20 protein-coding genes are annotated in these 22,736 nt (G+C 69.8%); 7 read left to right on the forward strand and 13 right to left on the reverse strand.

Features of this window, described 5'->3' with window-relative positions; all coding sequences use genetic code 11:
- Both L6E10_RS40870 and L6E10_RS19420 read right to left on the reverse strand, forming a co-directional pair.
- Positions 1 to 556, reverse strand: a 556-nt coding sequence (locus tag L6E10_RS40870; RefSeq protein ID WP_236220887.1) for a tetratricopeptide repeat protein, incomplete at its 3' end; no start/stop codon positions are given.
- Positions 553 to 975 carry a hypothetical protein gene (locus tag L6E10_RS19420; protein WP_236220888.1) on the reverse strand — a complete coding sequence of 141 codons (423 nt, stop codon included), beginning with the start codon at positions 973 to 975 and terminating at the stop codon, positions 553 to 555. The genes L6E10_RS19420 and L6E10_RS40870, both read right to left, overlap by 4 nt.
- Here L6E10_RS19420 and L6E10_RS19425 point away from each other — a divergent pair.
- From L6E10_RS19425 to L6E10_RS19445, 5 genes are all read left to right on the forward strand, one after another.
- Positions 937 to 1,833, forward strand: a complete 897-nt coding sequence (locus L6E10_RS19425; protein WP_236220889.1) for a S8 family serine peptidase — start codon at positions 937 to 939, stop codon at positions 1,831 to 1,833. The genes L6E10_RS19420 and L6E10_RS19425 overlap by 39 nt on opposite strands.
- A 54-nt stretch (positions 1,834 to 1,887) precedes the next feature.
- Positions 1,888 to 2,517, forward strand: coding sequence for an RNA polymerase sigma factor (locus L6E10_RS19430; RefSeq protein WP_236220890.1), 630 nt, complete (start codon positions 1,888 to 1,890; stop codon positions 2,515 to 2,517).
- Positions 2,495 to 2,938 carry a hypothetical protein gene (locus L6E10_RS19435; protein WP_236220891.1) on the forward strand — a complete coding sequence of 148 codons (444 nt, stop codon included), beginning with the start codon at positions 2,495 to 2,497 and terminating at the stop codon, positions 2,936 to 2,938. Before L6E10_RS19430 ends, L6E10_RS19435 begins: the two co-directional genes overlap by 23 nt.
- A gap of 96 nt (positions 2,939 to 3,034) precedes the next feature.
- Positions 3,035 to 3,835 carry an SAM-dependent methyltransferase gene (locus L6E10_RS19440; RefSeq protein ID WP_236220892.1) on the forward strand — a complete coding sequence of 267 codons (801 nt, stop codon included), beginning with the start codon at positions 3,035 to 3,037 and terminating at the stop codon, positions 3,833 to 3,835.
- Positions 3,835 to 5,667 carry a diguanylate cyclase domain-containing protein gene (locus L6E10_RS19445; RefSeq protein WP_236220893.1) on the forward strand — a complete coding sequence of 611 codons (1,833 nt, stop codon included), beginning with the start codon at positions 3,835 to 3,837 and terminating at the stop codon, positions 5,665 to 5,667. Before L6E10_RS19440 ends, L6E10_RS19445 begins: the two co-directional genes overlap by 1 nt.
- Before the next feature lie 43 nt (positions 5,668 to 5,710).
- Here the strand turns inward: L6E10_RS19445 and L6E10_RS19450 are convergent, their stop codons facing one another.
- From L6E10_RS19450 to L6E10_RS19470, 5 genes are all read right to left on the reverse strand, one after another.
- Positions 5,711 to 6,226 carry a snapalysin family zinc-dependent metalloprotease gene (locus L6E10_RS19450; protein WP_236220894.1) on the reverse strand — a complete coding sequence of 172 codons (516 nt, stop codon included), beginning with the start codon at positions 6,224 to 6,226 and terminating at the stop codon, positions 5,711 to 5,713.
- A 324-nt stretch (positions 6,227 to 6,550) separates the two neighbouring features.
- Positions 6,551 to 7,147, reverse strand: a complete 597-nt coding sequence (locus L6E10_RS19455; protein WP_236220895.1) for an ATP/GTP-binding protein — start codon at positions 7,145 to 7,147, stop codon at positions 6,551 to 6,553.
- Positions 7,148 to 7,173: 26 nt separating this feature from the next.
- Positions 7,174 to 7,596, reverse strand: coding sequence for a roadblock/LC7 domain-containing protein (locus tag L6E10_RS19460; protein WP_090101257.1), 423 nt, complete (start codon positions 7,594 to 7,596; stop codon positions 7,174 to 7,176).
- Positions 7,593 to 10,280: a nitrate- and nitrite sensing domain-containing protein gene (locus L6E10_RS19465; protein ID WP_236220896.1), complete on the reverse strand. Its 2,688-nt coding sequence runs from the start codon at positions 10,278 to 10,280 to the stop codon at positions 7,593 to 7,595. The genes L6E10_RS19460 and L6E10_RS19465 overlap by 4 nt, the downstream gene beginning before the upstream one ends.
- 298 nt (positions 10,281 to 10,578) lie before the next feature.
- Positions 10,579 to 11,574 (reverse strand): ABC transporter substrate-binding protein, encoded by a 996-nt coding sequence (locus L6E10_RS19470; RefSeq protein ID WP_236220897.1) that lies wholly within the window; start codon positions 11,572 to 11,574, stop codon positions 10,579 to 10,581.
- A 198-nt stretch (positions 11,575 to 11,772) separates the two neighbouring features.
- Here L6E10_RS19470 and L6E10_RS19475 point away from each other — a divergent pair, with 198 nt between their 5' ends.
- Both L6E10_RS19475 and L6E10_RS19480 read left to right on the forward strand, forming a co-directional pair.
- Entirely contained in the window at positions 11,773 to 12,942 is a 1,170-nt protein-coding gene (locus L6E10_RS19475; RefSeq protein WP_236220898.1) for a 4-hydroxybenzoate 3-monooxygenase, read from the forward strand.
- 174 nt (positions 12,943 to 13,116) lie between these two features.
- The gene (locus L6E10_RS19480) at positions 13,117 to 13,851 is read left to right on the forward strand and encodes an IniB N-terminal domain-containing protein (protein WP_236220899.1); all 735 of its coding nucleotides are present in this window, start codon (positions 13,117 to 13,119) and stop codon (positions 13,849 to 13,851) included.
- A 229-nt stretch (positions 13,852 to 14,080) separates the two neighbouring features.
- Here L6E10_RS19480 and L6E10_RS19485 read toward each other — a convergent pair whose 3' ends face one another.
- The 6 genes from L6E10_RS19485 to L6E10_RS19510 form a co-directional block, all read right to left on the reverse strand.
- A complete protein-coding gene (locus tag L6E10_RS19485) occupies positions 14,081 to 14,500 on the reverse strand; it encodes a DUF5956 family protein (protein WP_236220900.1) in 420 nt (139 codons plus the stop codon).
- A gap of 79 nt (positions 14,501 to 14,579) precedes the next feature.
- On the reverse strand, positions 14,580 to 15,377 hold the full coding sequence (locus L6E10_RS19490; RefSeq protein WP_090101245.1) for an ABC transporter ATP-binding protein: 798 nt from the start codon (positions 15,375 to 15,377) through the stop codon (positions 14,580 to 14,582).
- The gene (locus tag L6E10_RS19495; RefSeq protein WP_236220901.1) at positions 15,361 to 16,128 is read right to left on the reverse strand and encodes an ABC transporter permease; all 768 of its coding nucleotides are present in this window, start codon (positions 16,126 to 16,128) and stop codon (positions 15,361 to 15,363) included. Before L6E10_RS19495 ends, L6E10_RS19490 begins: the two co-directional genes overlap by 17 nt.
- Positions 16,125 to 16,868 (reverse strand): ABC transporter permease, encoded by a 744-nt coding sequence (locus tag L6E10_RS19500; RefSeq protein WP_236220902.1) that lies wholly within the window; start codon positions 16,866 to 16,868, stop codon positions 16,125 to 16,127. The genes L6E10_RS19495 and L6E10_RS19500 overlap by 4 nt, the downstream gene beginning before the upstream one ends.
- A gap of 80 nt (positions 16,869 to 16,948) precedes the next feature.
- On the reverse strand, positions 16,949 to 19,687 hold the full coding sequence (locus L6E10_RS19505) for a helix-turn-helix domain-containing protein (RefSeq protein ID WP_236220903.1): 2,739 nt from the start codon (positions 19,685 to 19,687) through the stop codon (positions 16,949 to 16,951).
- 149 nt (positions 19,688 to 19,836) lie between these two features.
- Entirely contained in the window at positions 19,837 to 22,581 is a 2,745-nt protein-coding gene (locus L6E10_RS19510) for a helix-turn-helix domain-containing protein (RefSeq protein WP_236220904.1), read from the reverse strand.
- Positions 22,582 to 22,736: the final 155 nt, after the last annotated feature.

A 22,736-nucleotide genomic window follows, 5' to 3' on the forward strand; every position in this document is an offset into this window, starting at 1 on the left:
CCCCCAGCAACGAAGCGGCCAGGGCGAAGTCGGCCGATGCCTCACGCATGTTCCCCACGTACGCGCGCACAAGGCCGCGGTTGTTGAGAGCGCGCGCTTCGACGAGCTGGTCACCCACGCGCCGCGCGCCGGCGATGGCCGCCGTGTAGTCGCGCTGCGCGTCGTCGTACCGGGTGAGGTAGTGGAACACGACTCCGCGCTGCATCAACGCCGCCACCGAGTCGGCACCGGTCAGCGACGGCATGGCGTCGTCCAGCAGCCGCAGCGCCTGCTTCTGCTTGCCCGTGTAGGCCAGCACCCACGCGAGGCTCATCTGCGCCAGGGCGGACAACCGGGGCAGCGAAGCCTCGGTGGCGATCCTGATCGAACGGCGCAGGTGCCTCACCGCCGCGGGGAAGTCGTGCATCTCCCGCAGCGCGAGACCGATGGCGCGCTCGGCGATCGCCCGTTCCGAGCGGTCGGTGGTCGCACGGAGGACAGCGCGGGCCATCTCCACGGCCTCGCGCGGGTTGCGCTGCCTGGCCTCCAGCGCGTCCTCCGCACAAAAGTCGGTCACGGCGACACTTTATCCGTTGTGGTAGCTTGATCAAGCTCGGTCGGGGTGCCCGTCAACGCTGCTTTAGTGAGGCCGTGGTGTCGAAATCGCCAGAAAGCGCGGAGCTTTACCAAAGAGCTTTCCTGCAGCTCATCGCCGAGGACAAGAACATCAGCTTCCACGCCGAACGCGGGCGTGAATTCCTTTATCGGCCCGGCCAGCTGCTCGTCGCGGCGGAGGACCAACAACGCGTCGCGGAAAAGCTCCGGGAAAACAACATCATCGCGCGGCCGGGCGGGGGATTCGCCGGATTGGCGCGATTGACGCTCCCGGACAACGCCGAGGACATCCCCCGGATCGTGCGCCTCCTGCGCGACCCGAGGACGTGGCCGAACGAGCGCGTGCCGCTCGTGCAGCCGCACCACGTGGTCGTCGGTCACGGCGGCCTCGTCATGGGCAACCCCGGCGACCGCCCGCACCCGGCCGACCCGGTCTCCGCGCCGAAGTCCGACGAGCGCCTCAAGAACGTCCGCGTCGGCATCGTCGACACCGGCATCTCCTCCGGCGCCGACAGCGACCACTCCGACTGGTTCGGCGGCCGCTACGCCAAGGAGACCGACGACGTGGACGCCGCCTACAGCAGCGGTGACCACTTCGCGCTCCAGGGCGGCCACGGCACGTTCGTCGCGGGCGTCATCCAGAACGCGGCCCCCGGCGTCACGTTCGACCCCGAGGCAGGCCTCGACCCGAACGGCTTCGGCGACGAGGAGCGCATCTGCGCCAAGATCACCGACCTGGGCCGGAAGAAGATCAACCTCCTCAACCTGTCCCTCGGCTGCTTCACCCAGGACGACCTGGCCTCCGAACCGCTGCGGCGCACCATCGAGGCGCTGCCGGACGACGTCGTCGTGGTGGCCTCCGCCGGCAACCAGGGCACGCAGCGCCCGAGCTGGCCCGCCGCGCTGTGCGGGGTCACCGCCGTCGCCGCCGCCCAGCAGGAGCGGGACGGCTCGCTCGCTCCCGCCTCCTACTCGAACTTCGGCCACTGGGTCGACGCGTGCGCGATCGGCAACCGCGCCTCCACCTACCTCAAGGGCGAGTGGCAGCTGCCGGGCGAGGCCTCCGCGACGCCGTTCGCGCTGTGGGCGTACTGGTACGGCACGTCGTTCGCCGCCCCGCTGGTCACCGGCAGGATCGCCGCCACGATGGTGGCGGACGGCGTCACAGCAGCTCAGGCACGTGACAAACTGTTGAGCGGGCCGGAGTTCCACTCCGGCTACGGAGTTCTTGTCGAATAGTTGTATCTGGGGAGCGACCTCGGCCTCCGCAAGTTGTGACCGCAAGGAGTCGACGTGACCTCTGCCTCCCCGATCGCCGCGCTCGTGAGCGCGGCGGCCGCGGGCGACCAGTCTGCGTGGAACGAGATCGTGGACCGCTACACGCCGCTGGTGGTGTCGGTGATCTACAAGCACCGGCTGCGCCCGTCGGACGCGGCCGACGTGAACCAGACGCTGTGGCTCCGGCTCGTGGAGCAGATCAGCCGCCTGCGCGAGCCGGAGGCGTTGCCCGGCTGGATCATGACGACCACCCGCAACGAGTGCCTGCGCGTGCTGCGCGTGCAGCAGCGGACGCACCTGTACGACCCCCTGTCCGAATCGGACGCGCTGGAGTCGGAACAGGAGGACGCGGACGTGGAGGCCGATCTGCTGGCCGTGGAGCGGCGGCAGGCGTTGCGGGACGGGTTCGCCGAGCTCACGGACCAGTGCAAGCGGTTGCTGGCCAAGCTGATGACCGATCCGCCGCCGAGCTACCAGGTCGTGAGCGAAGAGCTCGCGATGCCGGTCGGCAGCATCGGCCCGACGCGGATCCGGTGCCTCGAGAAGCTCCGCAAGACCCCGGCGGTCTCGGCGTTCCTGGGCTCGCCGCAGAGGAAGTCGTCGACGAGAGGAGGTGTGCTGGGTGCGGCACGACTGGGACAGTGACGAAGTACTGCTCGACGCCTTGCGCGACGCGTTGAGCACACCTCCCGCCGAAGTACCGCCGGAGTTCGTCGAGGCCGCGAAGGCGGCGTTCACCTGGCGGACCGTCGACGAGGAGCTGCTGCTCATCACGTCGTACGACTCGGTGCTGGACGACACGCTGTTCTCCCGTGCCCGGGCGACGGCGACGGCGCGGCAGCTCGTGTTCGACGCGGACGGGGTGGTGCTGCAGGTCGAGGTGTCGGCGGCGGGGGTCACCGGCCAGCTGATGCCGGCCTCCGGACCGGTCACGCTCGTGACGCCGAACGGCGACCACGAGACCGCGGCGGTCGACGAACTGGGGATGTTCGTGATGGGAGCGGCACCGCGGGGACCGGTCAGGTTCCGGCTCGCCGGCGGCTGCACCGATTGGTTCATCCTCTGACTCACCTCCGTGCGGTGGCGGAATTCGCTCGTTCGGCCCACATCTGCGGCCAGTAGGGTTGTCGGGCCCGGAATTCGCATCCCGAGAGGTGTCGCTGTGGTCGATCGAGTCAGCTGGGTTCCGGAAGGTGTGAACGTCGACGTTCCGAGCTCCGCCCGGATCTACGACTACCTGCTCGGCGGCGGCCACAACTTCGAAGCCGACCGCGCGACGGCGGAAGAGCTGGTCGAAGTGCTGCCGGTGCGGGGAATGGCGCGGCTCAACCGCGCCTACCTGCGCCGTGCCGTCCTCGAACTGGCGGACCTCGGCATCCGCCAGTTCCTCGACCTCGGCTCGGGCATCCCGACGGTCGGCAACGTGCACGAGGTGGCGCACGAGGTCGCCCCGGACGCGAAGGTCGTGTACGTCGACTTCGAACCGGTCGCGATCACGCACGCCGAGCTGATGCTCGCCGACGAGCCGAACGTGACGGCGCTGCTGGCCGACCTGCGCGAGCCGGAGAAGGTCGTCGCGCAGGCACGGGAGCACCTCGACTTCTCACAGCCGGTCGGCCTGCTGGTCGTGGGCGTCCTGCAGTTCATCCCCGACTCGGACGACCCGTGGGGCGTGCTCTCCCGGTACGTCCACTCGCTCGCCTCCGGTTCGTACCTGGCGCTGTCGCACTTCACCGCGGACAGCATGCCGGCGGCGATGGCGGCCGGCAGGGAGATCTTCGCCAAGACCGCGGAGCCGATCACCCCGCGCACCAAGGCGCAGGTGGCCGACATGCTGGCGGGCACGGAAATCGTCGAACCCGGCATCGTGTTCACGCCCGAGTGGCGGCCCGAGACGCCCGAGGACGTCGGCGCGGAGCCGTCGAAGGCCAACCTCTACGCGGCGGTGGGTCGCAAGCCCTGATGCCCGCCGAGTCCGTCGCACAGCGCTGGGCGGCTGTTCTGATCGAGAGCGCGTACTCGCCGATGTCGCGGCGGAAGCTGACGCAGCACCTCGAGGAACACGCCGCCCGGCTGCGTGCCGGGCAGGCGGCGGTCGCCGTCGGCGAGTGGCTGGTGCGCAAGCGCTTCACCGGCCCGGACTCGTTGCGGCGCACGCTCGAGGTGCTCGGGCCGGAGTTCCCGCCCGAGGTGCTGGGCGCGCTGGCGTCGGGGTACGTGCGGGCGACGCGCGACCAGTTGTTCGCCGAGCAGGAGAAGGTCAAGAACTCGCTGCTGAAGGCCGTCGAGGACGCGCAGCGCGAGCTGCACGACAGCGAGGCCCGCTTCGCCCAGGTCTTCGCCACCACCGCGGTCGGCATCGCGATCTTCGACCTGGACGGCGCGGTGGTGGAGGCCAACGAGGCCCTGGCGGCGATCCTGGGCCACGAGGAGATGCCCAAGGAGCTGTTCACCGAGGCGGACGCGGCCGCGCTCGCCGCCGCCGCGCGGCGGATGGTCGAGTCCTCTGTGGACACCGACCGGCGCGAGTGGGAGCTCACGCGCGACAACGGCGACACGGTGTGGGCGGACGTCGTGCTGTCGGTGCTGCGCGGCTCGGACGGGCTGCCCAAGTTCCACGTCGCGCTGGTCGAGGACGTGACCGAGCAGCGGATGCTGCAGGAGTGGCTGCGGCACCAGTCCCTGACCGACCTGCTGACCGGCCTGCCGAACCGCGCGTCGTTCACCGACAAGCTGGAGTCCGCGCTCGCGACGGGCGAGCCGCACACGCTGGCGTACCTCGACGTCGACAGCCTGACGATCGTCAACGACGGCCTCGGCTACGCGGCGGGCGACGCCGTGCTCGCCGAGGTGGCGCGCCGCCTGCGGCTCGCGCTGCCGGACGCCGTGGTGGCCAGGGTCGGCGGTGACGAGTTCGTGGTGCTGGTCCACGGCTCCCCCGACGTGGCGGCGCTGGCCGCGCTGATCGACGAGGAGCTGTCCGAGCCGGTCTACCTCCAGGGCGCGGGCGTGGCGGTGTCGACGTCGATCGGTTTCGTGCACACCTCGGGTCCCGGCGCGGACCCGACGGTCGTGCTGCGGCGCGCGCACTCGACCCTGCGCAGGGCCGAGGCCGGCGGCAAGAGGCAGTGGGGCCTCTACGACCACGAGGCCGACGCCGCCGACCGCACCCGGTTCGCGCGGATCGCCTCGATGCCCGGTGCCTTCGAGAACGGCGAGATCTCCGTCGAGTACGCGCCGGTGTCGTGGATCTCGGGAGGGCAGGCCTTCCAGGAGGCCTCGCTGCGGTGGGGCGACACCCGGCACGACGACGTGGTGGCCTACGCCGACGCCCTGGGTCTCGCGTCCAGGACCGGAACCCTGCTGCTGCGGGACGCCTGCTCACGCGGCGAGCCGGTGCTGATCAGGCTGTCGCGGGACCAGTCCCGCGACCCGGACCTCGCGGCCCACGTGCGCGCGGCACTACGGGACTGCGCGTTCCCCGCCTCGTCGCTGTTCCTGGCGCTGGACGTCCGCGCGATGCCCGACGGCGCGGAGAACCTCGACGTGCTGCACGACATGGGCGTGCACGTCCTGCTGCACGAGTTCGGCGGTGGTTTCGCCGGGTTGTCCACTGTGGACCGCAGTCCGGTCTGGGGCGTCCGGCTGGCGCGTGCGCCCTCGGAACGGCTGGCGCGGCAAGGGCTCGCGCTGATGGTGCCGCTGGTGCGGTCGGCCGGCGTGCACGTGATCGGCGGGCCGGGCGATCCGGACGAGCTGCGGGCGCTCGGGGTGGATCTCGTCGTGTCGCGGTGAGCGGCCGTGGCCGTCAGGGAGACCACGGCCACCCACCGGCTGGTCAGGCGGCGTCCTCGTACGTCGTCGCCTTGACCGTCACGAGCGTGCGGAAGTTGGCCTCGACCTCGGCCTTCTCCCTGGTGTTCGGGTTGGGGTTCTTGCACGACGTGCCGGCGCTGGCGCCGGACATCAGGTCGGTGCACAGCCCCGTCCTGCGGTCGGGCAGACCGAGCAGGTGGCCGAACTCGTGGGACGAGATGCGCACGGTGTCGTGGCCCTCGTTGACCGCCTGGCGGCCCATGACCCACCGGCCGCGACCGAGGCTGGTCACGTAGGCGCGGGGCCACTGGTTGTCCACGCTGACGGTGACGTTCGCCGCGCCGGTCACCTTCCGGAACTGCACGTTCACCACGCTGGCGTTCCAGATCTGGGCGCCCTTGTCGATCGCCGCCTGGAACTCGCCGGTGTTGCTCGAGTTGTAGGTGACGATGCGGGGCGCGGCCTCCGCGGTGCCGATGAGGCCGACCGAGAGGCCGACGACACTGGCCGCCACGGCAATTGTTTTGCGCAGGGACACAGGAATCTCCTCGCAATGCAGGGTAATTGCACCCCGACTGTATCGCCGAGGCGTTGGCGCACAAGAAGAGTCAAGTGTGAAGCAGCGCTGACACGATCAAGTGCGTTCGTAGGTGATCGCCTCGTCCACGCACGCGACCTGCGGCGCGGTGAGCGGGAACACCCCCTACCACCGGACTTCCCGGCCTTTTCCGCCTCGAACAGGCCGCCGCCGAACGAGCGGATAACTGTTCACACGCGGTTCGCCCTGATGGACCGGAAGGCCGAACGCGGAAGGGCCGGTGCCGAAGTCGGCACCGGCCCCGATTTCCGCGGGAGCGGAGTTCTAGGCGAACGAAGGCTGGCGCAGCGCGTGCTCCACCAACTCGATGAGGATCTGCTTCGTCGACTGACGGTTCCTCGCGTCGCAGGGGATTATCGGCACCGACGACGAGATCGTCAGCGCGTCGCGGATCTCCTCGGCCCGGTGGTGCATCAGCCCGTCGAAGCAGTTCACCGCGATCACGTACGGCAGGTCGCGGTCCTCGAAGAAGTCGATGGGCGCGAACGCGTCGTCGATGCGGCGGGTGTCGACCATGACCACGGCGCCGATCGCGCCGCGGACGAGGTCGTCCCACATGAACCAGAACCGGTGCTGTCCCGGCGTGCCGAACAGGTACAGGATCAGGTCCCTGTCCAGCGACACCCGGCCGAAGTCCATGGCCACCGTGGTGGTCACCTTGTCCGGCACCGCGGACAGGTCGTCGATCCCGACCGACGCCTGGGTCATCACGGCCTCGGTGGTCAACGGGGTGATCTCGGAGACGGACCCGACGAAGGTCGTCTTGCCGACGCCGAAACCGCCCGCGACGACGATCTTCGCCGACGTCACGTCCAGATCGGCCCCAGGTGACCCCGGACGACCCGGAGCACCGTTGCTCATGGGGAACTTCTTTCTACTTTGGACACTCAGGCCCGCATGGACACGTGCAACTGGGCGCGGATCTCCGGCGTCAGCTGCAGACCGACGCGCTCCACCAGGCGGGTCATCGCGTACCCGATGAGCCCGATGTCGCAGTTGGGGGCGGCGAGCACGGCGAGGCACGACCCGTCGCTGATGGACATCAGGAAGAGGTAGCCCCGCTCCATCTCGACGACGGTCTGCTTGACGTCGCCGGCCTCGAAGCAGCGCGCCGCGCCGAGGTTCAGCGAGACCAGGCCGGAGGCCACGGCGGCGAGCTGCTCCGCGCGGTCGTGCGGCAGGCGCTCGGACGAGGCGAGCAGCAGGCCGTCGGCGGAGACGACGATCGCGTGCGCGACACCGGCGACCCTGCTGACGAAGTCCTCGACCAGCCAGCTGAAGTTGTCCAGTTCCTCAGTCGCGGTGGTCACTGGTGTTCCCTTTCTGCGATCACGGGGATGCCTCCGACGGCCGAGTCGAAGAGCGACTCCCGGCCCATCTGGACACCCTTCTGGTACGTGGCGAACCGCTGACGCAGCCGGTCCGCGGACCGGCCGGGGACGGCTGCGGCGGTGGCGAGCTGAGGTGCGGGCGACGACGGCTTGGGCAGCGATCCGGGGACCAGGCGCGCCTTGGGGACGCGCTTGGGCAGACCGTTCTCCGTCGTCTGCGCGGGTGCGCTCTTGTCCAGCGCTCCCGCGGCCTTCCAGCCCTCGTCCGCCGCTCCCCAGTCGGACTCGGCGAAGTCGGCGACCGCACGCGGCACCGCCGTCGGGGCCTCGATCTTCACGGTGTCCGCCGAACGCTGCCGCTTGGGCAGGCCGTTCACGGTGGCGGGCTCCGCTTCCTCGCCCTCGGTTCGTCCCGGCGACGCCGGCGGAACGTCCCTCGCAGGGGGTTCGGGGGCCGCGGGGGTCTGGAACCACCGCGACAGCTCGTCGTGCGAGATCTCCGGTTCGTCCACGATCGCCGGGAAGATCTCGGTGGCCGGCTCGGCCGGGCGCTCGATCGGCGGTTCGTAGGTGTAACCGTCCTCGGCGGCCTCTTCCGTCGCCTCGATCCGCGCGGTGAACAGGCCGTCCGCGGACGTCTGCTCGATGCGGTGCCGCCCGGAGTTCTCCTCGGCGGTGGCAGGTCCCGGCACGACGACCGGGTGCTCGGGGGTCCACTTCGGCACACCCGACAAGCCTTCGCCGGTCGACTCGACTCCGGCCGCAGGCGGGGCGGAGGCGGCCGGCAGCGGCAGGGCGGGAGCCGATCCCTTGTGCAGCAACGAGGCCGGCAGGACCACCTGGGCGGTGACACCGCCCTCTATGTCGTCGTTGTTCGCGAGCGTCACGCGGATGTCGTGGCGCTTGGCGAGCTGGCCGACCACGTAGAGGCCCATCTCGCGGGCCACGGAGACGTCGACCTCCGGCGGCTCGGCGAGCTTCGCGTTGAACTCGACGACGTCGTTCTCCTGCATGCCGACGCCGCGGTCGTGGATGCGGATGGCGACCTCGCCCTTGCGGGTCTCTATCGTCCGCACCGTGACCTTGGTGGTCGGCTTGGAGAACGCCGTGGCGTTGTCGAGCAGCTCGGCCACGAGGTGCGCGAGGTCGTTGACCACGCGGCCCTGCACCATCAGCTCCGGCGTCGGGGCGATCTGGACGCGCGCGTACTTCTCCACCTCGGACACCGCGGCGCCGAGCACCTCGGCGATCGCGACGGGGCGGGTGACGCGGCGGTTGACCGTCGTGCCGGAGAGCACCAGCAGGTTCTCGCTGTTGCGGCGCATCTGCGTCGCGAGGTGGTCGAGCTCGAACAGCGACGCCAGGTGGTCGGGGTCCTGCTCGTCCTGCTCGAGCCGGTCGATCACGCTGATCTGCCGCTCCACCAACGCCTGCGAGCGCCGCGACAGGTTGATGAACATGTCGTTGACGTTCGCGCGCAGGGCCACCTGCTCGACGGCGAGGCGGACCGCTTCGCGCTGCACCAGGTCGAACGCACGCGCGACCTGACCGACCTCTTCGGTCGTGTTGAGCGGCACGGGGACGATCGCCTCTTCCGCGGCCCGTTCGGGGTCGCGGTGCGAACGGATTCGCTTGATCGCCTCGGGCAGCTGGTTGCGGGCCACGTCCAGCGCGCTGCGGCGCAGGATGCGCAGCGGCCGCAGCATCGACTGGGCGACCATGGCCATGAGGCCGAAGGCGATCAGCAGCGAGATCGCGACCAGAGCGGCGTCGCGCCAGGCGTCGGAGCGCGCCTGGCCGGCCAGCCTCGTGGCGGTGGTGTCCGCCTGGCCCTCGAGGTCGGTCGCGACCTCGCGGATCAGGTTCGCCGTGTCCTGACCGATCTTGAGCACCTCGGCGTCGGTGATGGACACCGGCTTGCGCTCGAAGTCCTGCGCGAGCGCGAGCTTGACGAGCCGGTTGCGACCGTCCACCGACGAACCGGACACGACGTCCTGGAACTTCTGCCGGTTGGTCGGCGACGCGACGTCGTTGAACTCGGCGAACGCGGCGTCCAAACGGGACTGCGCGGCACGCAGCTCGTCCGCGGCACCGGGGGCGAACACCCGGCGCAGCGCGGTGGACGTCAGGATCGAGTTCTGCTGGCCCAGCTGCTCCTGCGCGCTGTAGAGCGCCAGCGCGGCCGTCGCCAGCGGAACGATCTCCGGCTCGCTGAGGCTGGAGATCGCGGCGCGGTGCACCTGCGTCAGCGACGCGATGATCTGGTTGTACGCGCTGATCACCGCGACGTCGGGGTACTTGGTGCTCAGCAACGTCACGCGCAAGCTCGCCAGTCCGTCGAGGGACTGCAACGACTTGGTGAAAGCTTCCTGCAAGGGCGCGCTCAAGGCCGTGGCCGTCGCGCCCGAATCCCGGTACTTGCCCAGTTCCGTGTCCGTGAGGCCGGTACGGGCGGCGTGCTCGGGGCACGCGTTCTGCCTTCCCGCGGCAACACACTGCACGGCCCAGTCGCGCTCGACCTGGAGCGCGTTCTCCACCCTCGCGGCCTGGTGGCTCACGGCGAGCTCGCGCTGGACGTTGCCGAAGAGTTCGACGTCGTCGAGCTGGGTGTTCAGCCTCAGGCCCGCGAGAGTCGCGGTGCTCAGGGCCGGAACTAGCAACACCACTGCGAGCTTGCTCCGCAACCGCCAGTTGCGTAGGCGGAACCGGTCGATGCCTCGCTGGTCCTCACGACCGCGCACCGTCAACACTCCCCGCCCCGTTTAATAGCAGCAAACCTGGTGGATCTTGGAGTAAAACACGCTGTTCTCATACCGCCGTTCGGACGACAAAACAGCTGGTTCGAGAATCAACAACTTGAAACGGGCGGCTAAACGGCCCCTGAGCGATAATTCATCTGGAGGAAACGAGGAGCGCGGGTGGCCGTGATCACGGCTCGATCACAGGCACCCGCGCTGTTCGTCAACTGCCGGAGGGCTGGATGAGCATCGGCTTGACGTCGAGCTCCTTGTCCAGCATCCCGTAGCGCTGCATCAGCTGGACGACGCGCTGCAGACGCGTCGCGTCGAGCGTGGTCGGGAAGGCGCCGAAGTGGACGAGACCTGCGGTTTCCTTGTCGACCTTGGCGTATTCGACGAGCAGCGGCTCGACCGTGGGGCGGTCGGTCGCGGCGGCCTGGCCCTTGGCCATCGCGCGCTGGAAGGCGGCGACGGTCTTCGGGTTCGCCTTGGCGAAGGCGCCGGTGGTCGCGTAACCCGCGATCGGGATGTTGTCGGTCGGGCCGGACGCGGCGTCCAGCACCTTGATCTGGCCGGCGGCCCGCTGCGCGCGGGTGATGAACGGCTCGACCATGAAGGCCGCGTCGACGGTCTTGTTCTGGACCGCGGCCTGCATGTCCGGGAACGGCATTTCCTTGAACTTGACCGAGTTCACGTCCACGTTCGCGGCCTCGAGCGTGGCCTTCGCGGTGAGCTCCGCGATGTTCTTGAACGTGTTGATCGCGATGGTCTTGCCGGCGAGGTCGGCAGGACCCTTGATGGTGGAGTCACCGTTGGCCAAGATCAGGAACATGTCGGGTTTGGCCTGGTAGCCGTCCGAGATGAGCTTGATCCCGTCGACCTGCTTGGCGGCGGCCTTCGACTCGGCGGCGAAGAACGAGACCCAGTTGCCGAACGTGAAGTCCAGCTCCTTGCTGACGAGACCCGGGATGGCCGCCGCGCCACCCTGGATGACCTTGAGGTCGACCTCGAGGCCCTCTGCCTTGAAGAAACCCTGCTTGATCGCGACGTGCACGGAGGCCACGTCGAGGATCGGCAGGACGCCCAGGGTGATCTTGGTCTTCTCGACCGGGCCGCCGCTGTTCGCGTCGGCCGGGGGCGCCTGCTCTTTGCCGCCGAGCGCACCACAGCTCGCCACGGTGGCGAGCAGCGTGGCAAGGGCGATGCCACGGATGGCCATACGGCGGACTCTTCGAGTCATCGGGAGCACTCTCCTGTCGGAGCGGTGTCGTCGTTGCGGGGAATGATCGCGACGGTCAACCACTCAGAGTAATGATGCTGCTCCAAAAGACCCCAGTTGACCGACACGAGCAGGTTCAAGTCCACTACCTGCGGTGAGCATCTAAGCACAGCAGGTCTAGGGCTAGGAGAACCCCAGTTGAAGCGCGCTGTGACCGTTGTCGGCGCCGGGCCGGCCGGTCTGACCTTGGCAAACTTGATCCAGCAGTCAGGTATCGACTGCGTCGTCCTCGAAAAGGCCAGTCGCACCCATGTGGAAACCCGGCCACGGGCGGGAGTCCTGGAGCACCGCTCCGTGACCATGCTGGAGTCACTCGGACTGGCAGATCGTTTGCTGATGGAAGCAGACCGTCACGGAACGTGTGAATTCCGCGTGAGCGGACAGGTGTTTCAGGTGTCGTACAGCGACCTGTACGGCGGCCGCGAACACTACGTCTACCCCCAGCAGGAAGTGGTCAAGGACCTCATCGGGGGATTCTTGGCCGCCGGGGGTGACATCCGGTTCTCGGTCAGCGACGTGGAGTTGCGAGACCTGACGTCCTGTACTCCGTCAGTGGCCTTCACCAGCGCGGACGGGTCACGGGAGACCGTCACGAGCGACTTCGTGGCCGGATGTGACGGATTTCATGGTGTAAGCCGCCCATCCATTCCCGAAGGGGTGCTGACGGAATTCACGCACCAGCACGGGATCGAGTGGCTGGCCATTCTCGCGGAGGCTCCTCCGTCGACTAAAGCCATCATTTACGCGCTGCACGAGGACGGTTTCGCCGGGCACATGCTGCGGTCCCCCTCGGTGTCCCGCTTCTATTTGCAGGTGCCGGTCGGGACAAAAGCCGAGGAGTGGTCCGACGAACGGGTCTGGGAAGCACTGCACAAACGATTCGCACTGCACGACTCGTCGTGGACGCTGACCGAGGGGAAGATCATCGAGAAACGCGTTCTCGACATGCGCAGCCACGTGGTGGAGCCGATGTCCTACGGGCGGCTGTACCTGCTGGGTGACGCAGCACACATCATCACCCCCGTCGGCGCCAAGGGCATGAACCTCGCCATGAACGACGCCGCAACCTTCGGACGTGCACTTGTCGACTACTACAGCACCGGATCCGAGACCGGGCTCAAGACCTACTCCGAGGACTGCCTGCGCCGGGTGTGGCGTGCACAGGAATTTTCCCAGTGGATGGTGAACATGATCCACACCGACGTCAGCTCGCCGTTCTTCGGACGGTTGGCCCAGGCACGACTGGAGCACCTGGCCGAGTCCCCCGCCTACCGCGCCACCTTCGCGGAGAACTACGTCGGCCCCTGAGGACTCAAAACAGCCCTGTGGGGTGAAATCCCCACCCCCCTAACGGGTGACATCGAACCCCCTAGGGATCTCACAAGGTCACGATCTGGGGCCAACTCCCGATGCCGGGGGATGTCGTTCATCCATATGGTTCAGCACGACATCCCCCGATCCACCTACAGGAGCTTGAGTTCCATGGGCACCCAGCAGACGCTGCACGACTTCACCCTCACCCTGCTCGGCGACCTGGACGCCCGCGAGGCGTTCCAGCTCGACCCCGAGGGCTGCCTCGAGGCTGCCGGTCTGGGCGACATCTCCCCCGTGGACGTGCAGGAGATCCTGCCCCTGGTGCTCGACAGCGCGTCCGTCGTGAAGGTCGACGCCATCGACAAGGTCCTGGTGGAGGCGGGCGACCTGACCGCCGTCGACAGCCTGAAGCTGATCACGGACAACGTCGTGGACGTCGCCGGCGTGGCCGACGTCGCCTCCCCCGCCGCCATCACCGCGCTGGTCACGGACTTCGGCGGCATCGGTGACGTCACCGGCACGCTCGACGTGCTGCACACCGAGAACGTCGTCGCCACCGTCACGGACGTCGCCGGCGACAACGCCGTCGTCTCCAAGGTGACCGACGTGGCCGACGTCCACGACGTGTCCGACGTCCTCGTGAAGGACCTCGACACCGATGTGCTCGTGAAGGACGTCGTCGACACCGACGTGCTGGTCAAGGACGTCATCGGTTCGGTGGACCTCGACGTGAAGGACGTCGTCGACGTGACCGACAACCTCACCGGCAACGTGGTCCAGGACGTCGCGCAGGTCGGCGACGTGCACACCGACCTCGGCCAGGTCATCGGGGACGTCAAGCTCGGCGACGTCGACCTGCTCGACGGCGGCGTCGGCAACGGCGACCTGAACATCCACCTCTGAGCCAGGAAAACCCGATCCGCCCGGTCCTCGTCCCGGGCGGCTCAAGGGGAACGCACGGCGGTCGATCGGCGCTCTGCCCCCGAGCGCGGACGTCCGTCTCCCCGCACCAGTGCCCGCACCCTCCAGTCGGCACTGAGAACGCAGCTGGGCCCCGGGCCGCGACGGGTCCGGGGCCCAGCTGTTCCCGCTCGGCCGCACCGCTTCTCCCGCGCGTTTCGTACGGCTTTCGTCAGATGCTGCGGAAGAGCGCTCTCACACCGCGTTCCACGGCCTCGCGGACGCGCAGCAGGTCCACCGGCATCCCTTGCGCCGCACCGTCGTCGACCGCACGCCACACGTCCGCGGGCTCCAACGGGTCCGGCAGGTCCAGGTACCAGGCGAACCCGCGCGGCCGTGGCGGCGCACCGGCGTCCACGAGGTAGGAGTTGACGAACGTGTCGACGAGGTCCTGGTCCGGGTGCACCGGCACGGGCGTGCGCACGACGCGCCGCGGACCGGCCGCCCACGCGAGCAGGAGCTGGTACCCGTTGTCCGGCAAGGCGAGCATGCGCCTCTGCCCGAGCAGCACCACCCGCGCGTCCGGAGCAGCGCCCCGGGAGACCTCGACGGGCTCCGCGTCGACGACGAGGAAGAGGTTCCAGCCGCTCACGGGGCCAGTGTTCCAGGACCTGGACGCGACCGCGCCCCGGACCGCGGCGGTCCGGGGCGCAGCTGTCGCGAAACGACCGTCAGGACGAGACGGTCTCGCTCAAAGACTCGCGTTCGGCGGCCGCCCACTTCTCGACGTCCATCGACGGCTTGCCGACGTTCAGCAGCCGCGCCACCTTCGACCGCAGCGCCACGAAGGCCTCGTCGGTCCGCGTCGTCACCTGGTCGCGCTCGGCGGGCAGCGGCACGTCCAGGTCGGCCACCAGCCGGGCGGGAGAGCCCGACAGCACGAGGATCCGGTCACCCAGGTACACCGACTCGTCGATGTCGTGCGTGACCACGAGAACTGTCGTGTCGTGCTCGCGGCGCACGCGCAGCAACAGGTCTTCCAGCTCGAACCGGGTCTGCGCGTCCACGGACGCGAAAGGCTCGTCCATCAGCAACAACGCGGGCCGGTACGCCAGCGCGCGGGCGATCGCCACACGCTGTTGCATACCACCGGAAAGCTGCCACGGGCGCTTGCGCGCCGCCGCCCCGAGCCCCACCCACTCCAGCGCCTCGGCGGCCCGCGCACGCCGCTCGGCGCGCGGGAGCTTCCGCAGCGGGAACTCCACGTTGCCCTGCACCGAGAGCCACGGGAACAGCGACCGCGAGTAGTCCTGGAACACGACGGCGAGGTGTGAGCCCTTCAGGGACACGTCACCGCGCGAAGGTGCGATGAGTCCGGAGATCGTGCGCAGCAGTGTGGACTTGCCGCACCCGGAAGGTCCGACCACGCACACCAGCTCGCCGGCGCGCACGGTGAACGTGAGGCCACCGATGGCCTCGTAGTCGCCGTAGGTGTGGCCTAGGTCGGCCACCTCAAGCATGTTGCTCATCCCGACTCCTCGGTTGCCACGCCAACGCTCTGCGTTCCACCGCGAGAAGCGCGGTGTTGAGTCCGTAGCCGAGCACGCCCAACAGGACGATCCCGGCCCACATGCGCGTGTAGTCGAACTCGCGCTGTGCCTGCATGAGTTGTGAGCCGATGCCGTTGTCCGTTCCGACGAGCTCGGAGATGACCATCAGCACCAGCGAGAGCGAGAGCGACACCCGCAGTCCCGCGAAGATCTTCGGTGACGCCGCGGGCAGCACCACCCCGAGAACCCACTGGTGACGGGGGATCCCGAAGACCGCGGAAGTGTCCACTTTGGTCACGTCGACGGAGCGGGCCCCGTCGACCGTGTTGAGCAGCACCGGCCAGATGACGCCGAAGACGATCGTCGCGAGCTGCATCGACGTTCCCGCCTGGAACAGCAGCAGGAACACCGGCACGAGCGCGGGCGGCGGGATCGAGCGCAGGAACACGAGCAACGGGCCCGCGTACTCCATCGCCCGGTCCGACCGGCCGAGCAGCATGCCCAGCGCGACGCCGATCACCGAGGCGATCGCCCAGCCGGACAGCAGCCGGACGACCGACGGCAGGATGTGCTCGGTGACGTTCTCCGGTTCGAGCACCCACCAGTCCCAGGCCGCCGTCATGATGCCGGACGGCGGCGGGAAGAACGGGTCCTCGGCGAGCACGCCCAAGACCTGCCACACGACGACGAGACCGGCGAACACGGTCCACCGCTGGAAGAATCTGCTCACCAGGCCACCCAACGCCGGCGGACGCGCTCAAGACCGTTGTTCAGCAGGACGCCGATCGCACCGGCGACCACGGTGCCGACCAGCACCTGGTCCATCCGGCCGGGTCCGCTGCGGGCCTCCATGATGAAGTAGCCGAGACCGATCTGGCTGCCCGCCATGAGCTCGACGCTCACCATCACGATCAGCGCCGTGGTCGCCGCCAGCCGGATTCCGGTGAGGACGAACGGCAACGCGCTCGGCAGGGCCACCCGGAACAGCACGCCCACGCGTCCGGTGCCGAAGACCCGGGACGTCTCGACCAGCAACGGGTCGAGCTCGTCGAGCGCGTAGATGGTGTTGAACAGGATCGGCCACAGTGCCGCGTAGACGGCCAGCGTGATCTTGGTTTCCGGTCCGAAACCGAGCATCACCAGCGCGAGCGGAATCAGTGCCACAGAAGGGATCGGACGCAGGAACTCGATGAGGGCGCGCGTCGCGTGACGAACGGCCGGAACGGACCCGAGCACGAGTCCACTCGGCACCGCGATGGCGATGGCGATCCCGATGGCGATCAGGACGGCCAGGACCGTTGCCACGACATGACTGATGAAATCGGGAGAGGTCAACTGCACGACGAGCTCACCGAACACGACGGACGGTGGCGGTAGCGCGTGTGCAGGGATGAGGGGAGAGCGTCCTAAGAGCTCCCAGAGAGCGAGGAACCCGGCGATGCCGAGGAGTCCCCTTGTGAACGCACGCACTCGGTCACCCTAGAGAGTGGATCTCGGCTTCACAATGCGTGTTTGCCCAACTCCGGGTTGTTTCCCCTACATCACGGCGGTCAGCACACTTCGACGCGCTCCACTTCGCCGAAGCTCTTCACCCATTCGGAGTCCGTGAGCCGGGCGCCGTCTTTTTCACACATCCTCTTGATGATGGCGCCGGCGTCGAGCTCGTACGGCAGCAGCTCGGGATCGCGGCCCCCGCTGCGGACGAGGAAGTCGTCGTGCTGCGCCCGGTGGACCGCCCGCGTCGAGTTGCCGTGCCCGACGACGTACACGAGCCGGTCCGGGGAGCGGTCGGACGCGTAGAGCCGCTGGACCTCGAAGACGTTGTCCCGCACCACGGCCACTCGATCTTCGGAGGCGAACGTGACGCGGGCACCGGAACGCAGCGTGGTCTCCAGCCGCGCGCGCAGCACCGGCGTGCCGCTCGGCACCCGCTGCCACACCTCGACGATCGACTCGGGCGAGTGCTCGACGGCGAGCCACCGGCCGTCGCCGCTGTAGGTGATGCTGCGGATGTAGACGTTCTGCGACAACGCGGGCGAGGCGGGCTCGTAGGTGCCACCGATGTGCCAGAACTCGATCTTCGTGGTGCCGGCGTCCGGGTCCCAGGTGCCGGTCGCGAGCTCGCGGCCGTCGTGGCTCAGCGCGACCGTCTCGGGGTTGCGCACCGGCACCGGCAGCCTGCGGGGGAACCGGGGGTCGCTCAGGTCGTAGAGCTCGGCGTGCTCGGTCTCGTCCGGTGTCGGGAGGCCGACGTCGGCCGCGTCGCCCACCTTGCCGACGATCCGCGAGCCGTCCGGGCTGAGGTCGAGCGTGCGGAACCGGTCGGGCAGCGCCGAGAGGTAGGTGATGTCGCCCGCGTCGCTGACGGCCCAGAGGTGTTCCTGGCCGCTGTGGTCCTTCGTGACGGCACGGCGTTCGGCGAGCTCGACGACCCGGTGGCGGTCGGCGAACCTCTTGCCCGGCACCGCCTTGTCCTCGTCGAGGCTCCACATCCGGTCGGTGCCGTCCGCGTCGGTGACGGCGGCCATGTCGCCGCGCGGCGCGACCACGACGTCCGCGTCGTCCTTCGGCGTGCCGGTGAACGGGATGCCGCGCGTCACCGCGTTGGCGAGCCGCAGCACCTTCTCGGCCTCCGGCGACGGGTTCACCCGGTAGCCGACCAGCGCGTACTTGTCCGCGTACGGCCGGCGTTGCTCCATCAGCGCCTCGGACGCCGAGATCGCCTTGCCGCCCAGTTCCCGCCCGGCCAGCTCGGTGATCTTGCGTTCGTTCGAGAGCGCGTACACGACCGTTCCGGGCACCAGCGCGATCAACACGGCCATGACCGCTATCAACGCCGTCGAGCGGCGCGTCTCGCGCCGGGTGCTGATGTCGACGAACCGGCGCTCCTGCACCGTCAGGAACTCGCCGAGCTCCTTGGCCTTGCGCAGCCGCACGCCCCGGTACAGCGCCAGCGGGTCGCGATCGCTCGCCTCCCACAGCTCCATCGCCGTGACGAGCTGCTGGTGCGTGCGGAGGTTCTCGCGTTCCTCGTCGATCCACGCGGCCAGCCGAGGCCAGCCCAGCGAGGCGTCGTGGGTGAGCTCGGCGCCGTCCTCGGTGAGCGTGACGAGCCTGGCCTTCGCGAGCCGATCGAGCAGGTCCGCGTCGACGTCGAGCGGCCTGGGTGCCCGGCGTTGCGCGATCCCGTTGCGCCGCACGGAGACCAGCCGCAGGAACACCTGCCGTGCCGCCGCCCGGTCCTGCTCGCCGAGGCCGGCGAAGAACGTCTCCGCGGCCCGCGCGACGGCGTGCTCGACACCGCCGGACTCCTCGAACCCGGCGAGCGACAGCGTCATGCCGCGCTTGCGCCGCCACGTCTCGGCGAGCGCCTGCTGCACCAGCGGCAGCGAGTGCCGGTTCGCGGCGTCGGCGACCAGGCGCGCGACCACCGCCGTCTCGACGGTCGCGCCGATCCTGGCGGCGGGCTCGGTGATCGCGCGGCGCAGCTGGTCCGCGCTCATCGGCTCGACGGTGATCTCGGCGGCGTCCCCGCCCGCGCCGAGCTCGTGCCAGCGCTGCCGGTGGTCGGCCCGCACCGCGAGGACGACGCGCGGGCAGCGGGTGACGGCGGCGGTGAAGTCGTCCGCGCCGAAGGCCTTCTCGGCGTCGTCGACGAGGAGCACGAGGCCGGGGCGGTGCTGCCTCAGCCGCAGCCGCAGGTGGTCGGGGCTCTGCCGGAGCTCCTCCGCGAGCGCGTCCGCCGTCGTGTCCTCGAAGAGGCCGGCGAGCGCGGCGGCCAGGTCCTCGACCGGGTTCTCCCCCGGCGTGACCACCACCGCGTCGTCCAGGGCGGGCAGCACGCCCGCGCGCAGCAGCGACGTCCGGCCCGAACCGGAGGCACCGAAGACGACGGTCATGGGCCTCGCCCGGACCGATTCGACGATCTGCTCGACGAGGAACTCACGTCCGAAGTAGTGCTTCGCGTCGTGCTCGGTGAACGGCTCGATGCCGGGATACGGGGAGTTCGGGTGCAACGGCTGCGCGTATTCGGCGGCCAGCTCACGCCAGCGCTTGGTCCACGGCGCGGGATCGGCCTCGCAGGCCCGGACGAACGCGAGCGTCAGCGCGAGCGAGGGCAGCTTGCGGCCCCCGGCCGCGTCGGACAACGCGGTCGGCGAGTAGTTCGCCCGCCGAGCCAGCTCGCGGTAGCTCGGTTTGCCTGCCTGGTCGCGCAGTCGACGCAGGTCACCGGCGAACCGAAGCAGCGCGGTGTCCTCCGGACCCAGCGGTCGTTCCCCTCGTGGCATGCCGCCTCCTGGCCGGATTGTCCACCAGACGTTCGCCCGCCGTCTAACGGCCCGCTAACCAATCACCACCCCGGCGGCTGCTTCGTGATCGTTCCACCAGCCTGGTGCTGCGGGTTCAGCCCGGACACGGCGGGGCGAAGTCGCGCCGCTCAGCAGACCGGCACGCGGTCGACGCCGGGGAAGTACTTCGCCCAGTCCTCGTCGGACAGCGCGGCCTCGCGTTCGCGGCACAGTCCCCGCACGACCTTGTCGAAGTCGGTGTGCAGCGCCCACATCGACGGCGTCGAGTCGACCACGCCGAACGCCTGCTCCCGATCCCGGTAGCGCAGCCCGTGGACGTTGCCGCGGAAGCCCCCGAACGACCCCGCCCGGACGCCGGGGCCCTCGCCGCCGACGTCCCACACCTCGACCGAGGCCTCGGTCTGCACGGCGATCTTGCGGTCGTCGTCGCCGAACACGGCGGTGGCCTGCGAGGAGCCCACCGGCACCCGCACCGGCTCGCCGTCCCCCGCGGTCTTCCAGACGACGAGCTCGCGGGCGAACCGCACGGCCAGCGCCCGTCCGCCCGCCGAGGTGACGACCTGCAGCGGCTCGTCGGACAGCGCGATCGACGTGCCGCGGCGGGGCGTGGGGCCGTCGAGCACCCAGATCTCGGCGTAGGCCGTGCCCGTGCCGTTGTCCTTGCGCAGCAGGGCGATCTCCCGGCCTGACGGGCTCATGGCGGCGGAGAGGACGTGCTCCACCGGCACCGCCACCTCCGCCGGCCGGGCCGGGTCGCGCAGGTCCCAGACCACCGCCCGGTGCCGCGGGCGCTCGCCGGTCCGCACGACACCGGCGGCCGCGGTGCCGTCCCTGCTCACGGTCAGGTCCGCCGGCGCCTGCGCGATCGTGCCGAGCCGGTGCGGCTCCTCCGGCCGCGCGACGTCCCAGACCTGGGCGTCGCCGGTGGCCTCCAGCGTGAACGCGCGCCGGTCGTCACCGCTCAGCACCGTCCGGTTCACACGTTCGCCGACGCGGGCGAGCCGGTCGCCGGGTGTCCGGCCGCGGAAGAGCACCGTGGCCGAGGTGACGCCGGAGCCCAGGGTGCCGAGGAAGAACTCGCTGTTCGTCGACAGCGTCAGGAAGTCGCCCTCCGGCCACGACAGCATCTGCGGCGTCGAGGTGTACGAGCTCCACCGGGCGGCGTCCGCGTTCAGCACGGCGTCCCGCGTGGCCGTGGCGGGCGTGACGGCGTGGGCCGCGAGAGCGAGCCGGGCCGCCTTGTCCGGGTCGGTCGGGAGCAGCCGCATGACCTCGGTGGCGGCACGTCCGGCCAGTGCGTCGTTGCGCTGCCGCGTCGCCTCCCCTGCCTGGACCACCGCGAACACCACGCTGCTCGCGAGCAGCACGACCAGCACCGACAGCACGCTGACCACCACTCGGGTGCGGCGTGCGCGGCGGCGTCCGTCGGCCTGGCTCGCCGTGAGGAAGGCGCGTTCGGGTCCGGTGAGCGACTCCGGGTCGAGCTCGGCGGCCTGGGCCAGCCGCGCGCCCTTGTAGAGCAGGTCGCGGTCGCCGTCCCACTGCGCCGCGGCCTCGGTGAGCTGGTGGTGCACGCGCAGCGCGTTGCGGTCCTCGTCGATCCACTCACGCAGGCGCGGCCAGGACCGGATCAGCGCTTCGTGGGTGAGTTCGGCGTGCTGCTCGGTGAGCGTGACCAGCCGTGCCGTGGCCAGGCGTTCGAGGACCTCGGCGTCGAGGTCCTCGCGGTTCGCTCGGCGCTTCGTGTCCTCGATGCCCTCCCCCAGCGCGATCAGGCGCAGGAACGTGCGGCGGGCGATCTGCCGCTGCTGCGGGCTCAGCTGCTCGTGGACGGACTCGGCGGTGCGGGCGACGGCGTGCTCGACGCCGCCCGCCTCCTCATAACCGGCGAGCGAGAGCGTCATGCCGCGGCGGCGGTGCCAGGTCTCGACGAGGGCGTGCTGGACGAGCGGCAACGCCGACGCCTGTCCCACGACGTCGGCCACCAGCCGGATGACCAGCGCGGACTCGACGGTCGCCCCGACGTGCAGGGCCGGTTCGGTGATCGCGCGGCGCAGCTCGTCCGTCGTCAGCGGACCGACGAGCACCTGCGCGTCCTCCAGCGCCTCGACGAGCTCCGGGTGGCGGCCGACGTGGCCGTAGAAGTCGGCCCGCACGCCGATGACCACGTGCGGGGCGCCGACGAGGGCCCGCACGAACCAGTCCCGCTGCTCGGGCCCGCAGAGGGTGAAGACCTCCTCGAACTGGTCGACGACGAGCACCAGTTCCTCGTCGAGCTGCCGGAGCAGCAGGCCCAGCGCCGCCGGGTCCGCGAGCTCGTGGCTCAGCGCGACGGCGGACTGCCCGGTGAGGCGCGCGAGGCGGACGGCGCACTCGTCGAGGGGCTGGACGCCGGGCGTGAAGATCAGCGCACGGGGAAGGCGCGGGATCAGACCGGCGCGCAGCAACGACGACTTGCCCGACCCGCTCGCGCCGAACACCCCGACGAACGGCCGTGCGCGCGTGAGCTCGACCAGTTTCGCGGTGAGCTTCTCGCGGCCGTGGAACCGGTCGGCGTCCTCTTCCTGGAACGCCTTCAGCCCGACGTACGGCGCCTCGGTCGTCCGGTCCGGAGGCGCCGCGATGGCACGCCAGCGCCGTTCCCACTCCTCCGCGTCACCCTCGCACGCCGTGACGTACGCGAGCGTGACGGCGAGACTGGGCAGCTTCTTGCCACCGGCGGCGTCCGACAGCGTGGCCGCGGAGTAATGCGCGCGTGAGGCGAGGGCCCGGTAGGACGGTCTGCCCGCCTTCTCGCGGAGCCTGCGCAGATCGGCGGCGAACGCGCCGAGCTCGGTGTCCTCGCAGTCCAGCGGGCGTTCGGTGCGTGGCATTCAGTCTTCCCCCCAAGACCGGTTGTCTACACCGTGTTGTTCGAAGCGCAGGTCCCGACCCCTCACAACAAGATCGTCGTAGCGTTCTCGTCGCACGGGGCGTGCACCGCAGTTCGCCCCTCCGGCTCTGGGGGCCGGAGGGGCGAACGGGTGTT

This window comes from Lentzea sp. CC55, from assembly GCF_021056325.1.
GTDB lineage: Bacteria > Actinomycetota > Actinomycetes > Mycobacteriales > Pseudonocardiaceae > Lentzea > Lentzea jiangxiensis.

What these genes read in the sequence shown, in the direction of transcription:
- L6E10_RS19445 (WP_236220893.1), top strand. Translation starts at nt 3,835, where the DNA reads ATGCCCGCCGAGTCCGTCGCACAGCGCTGGGCGGCTGTTCTGATCGAG.
- L6E10_RS19455 (WP_236220895.1), bottom strand. Translation starts at nt 7,147, where the DNA reads ATGAGCAACGGTGCTCCGGGTCGTCCGGGGTCACCTGGGGCCGATCTG.
- L6E10_RS19470 (WP_236220897.1), bottom strand. Translation starts at nt 11,574, where the DNA reads ATGGCCATCCGTGGCATCGCCCTTGCCACGCTGCTCGCCACCGTGGCG.
- L6E10_RS19480 (WP_236220899.1), top strand. Translation starts at nt 13,117, where the DNA reads ATGGGCACCCAGCAGACGCTGCACGACTTCACCCTCACCCTGCTCGGC.
- L6E10_RS19490 (WP_090101245.1), bottom strand. Translation starts at nt 15,377, where the DNA reads ATGAGCAACATGCTTGAGGTGGCCGACCTAGGCCACACCTACGGCGAC.
- L6E10_RS19505 (WP_236220903.1), bottom strand. Translation starts at nt 19,687, where the DNA reads ATGCCACGAGGGGAACGACCGCTGGGTCCGGAGGACACCGCGCTGCTT.
- L6E10_RS19510 (WP_236220904.1), bottom strand. Translation starts at nt 22,581, where the DNA reads ATGCCACGCACCGAACGCCCGCTGGACTGCGAGGACACCGAGCTCGGC.